The following is a 1,623-nucleotide window of genomic DNA, read 5'->3' on the forward strand; positions in this document are numbered from 1 at the left end:
AGTACTTAATTTTGATATTTGTACGGTTTTATGTACTGATGTTAAGTATAATAATATTTGTAATGTTATTATTTGAGATGGACTCAACTTTTGTTCGATCTGGTTTTGATCAAAGCCTAATATATTCACTTTTATTAATTTTTATTTGTAATTACCAACCCTTTTTGATCGGACTTTTTAACTGTTTTGCCAGTTATTTGAATAAATAATCAAGCTACTGTGTGGCGCGATACTGCGCTCCGCAACGCTCCGCGAACGCACCACACCCCCATCTATTCTCAATAATAGTGGGATTTTAGTTGAACTATTCTTCAGCTTATTTGATAAGTCCACCTCTATATATAGCTTTCAGCTACCTTGTCACCCCGTGAGCTTTTCGTTACATAGTGATAAATTTTCCCGCCGACCTACTTAGACTTATACAATTAATTTTGCATAAGCATTTATCAGCTATTGCTTAAAGCATAGCCTTAAAAGCAGGGTATTATTGCAGGTCCCATGCGCTCTAGCTAACTGCTAATAGCTGAATGCGCTTACAATCGATAGACTTTTACCCATATTTTTTTGAGATTTAATCAAGAAAGCCTAATTAATTCCTCAATACTTTTCTTGTTAATTTTCCACATTTCCTCCTCTTCCCAAACCCATTTATTATCAACCCGCTGCACTGTACCATCAAAATTAAACACTGTTGCTGTTGCTAAAGTCTCAATCCACACAGTCGCTCCACAACTATGAGGTTTGTCTGGTCGATAAACAATCCGACAAGGACCGTGAATCTCTATTTCGTGACCTTTACCTAAAATCTCAGACCCACGTTGGGCAGAAAGTACATATTCGTCTTTGGCTTGAGGATCGACCTTTTTGAGCTTTCGATTTTTCTCTATATTAGGTCGATTGAAATGAATTGTATTTTTTCCGCAGTGGCGCTGAGGATACCAATTGGGTTTAGGACCACGTTTTCTACCGGAGACTCTAGGTTTTCCTTTGTACAGAGGAATTCCCCAAGTTCGACCATTAATTTTCCGAGCGCCTTGAATCCGACCTTCCATGAGTAAAACTCGGACTCGTTGAGCAGAAATATTTAATAAAGAAGCAGCTTCAGTTGTACCAACAAACATAAGATTTAATTCTATATTTTACTATTGCGTATAGCAGAATAATACAAAAATTACAAAAGTTACAAGGTGATATATCTGAAGTACTTCAGTTGACATCCTCCCGACGCTGCTATACGCGAGACAGCGCGGGATTCCCTAACATTGCTGGTAGGGGCTTTCTGCTGCCTCTTTACAGAGGAGCTGCGCTAACAATGCACCAGCATAAGCGGGATTTACTCCCTTCAGGTCTAAAGGCGCGCTCCTAAAGACTTGCCAGCGCCGCCAAAGGGGGTCTCCCCCATGAGCGACTGGCGCTGACACTGCTAGCCCAGCAGCCTTCGAGCGTGGGCGTTCCCTCTCTTGGTCAGCATTCCCTCACAGGAGTGCGCGTTCCGCAAGCGAGCTGTCGGCGACGCGGGGTCGCACCGCTTGCGCCTGTCGGCGACGCGGGGTCTGACCGCTTGCGTCTTACGCACCCCGCGTGTTCCCATCCGCAAAATATAGCACTACGCATTAAGGCTCT

Annotated in this window: 1 protein-coding gene; it reads right to left on the reverse strand. The window is 42.9% G+C overall.

Annotated elements, in window-relative coordinates:
- Positions 1–575: 575 nt before the first annotated feature.
- Positions 576–1,121, reverse strand: a complete 546-nt coding sequence (locus F6K22_RS40420) for a DNA-binding protein (protein ID WP_293110748.1) — start codon at positions 1,119–1,121, stop codon at positions 576–578.
- Positions 1,122–1,623: the final 502 nt, after the last annotated feature.

This window comes from Okeania sp. SIO2F4, from assembly GCF_010672385.1.
Classification (GTDB): domain Bacteria; phylum Cyanobacteriota; class Cyanobacteriia; order Cyanobacteriales; family Microcoleaceae; genus Trichodesmium.

What these genes read in the sequence shown, in the direction of transcription:
- F6K22_RS40420 (WP_293110748.1), bottom strand. Translation starts at nt 1,121, where the DNA reads ATGTTTGTTGGTACAACTGAAGCTGCTTCTTTATTAAATATTTCTGCT.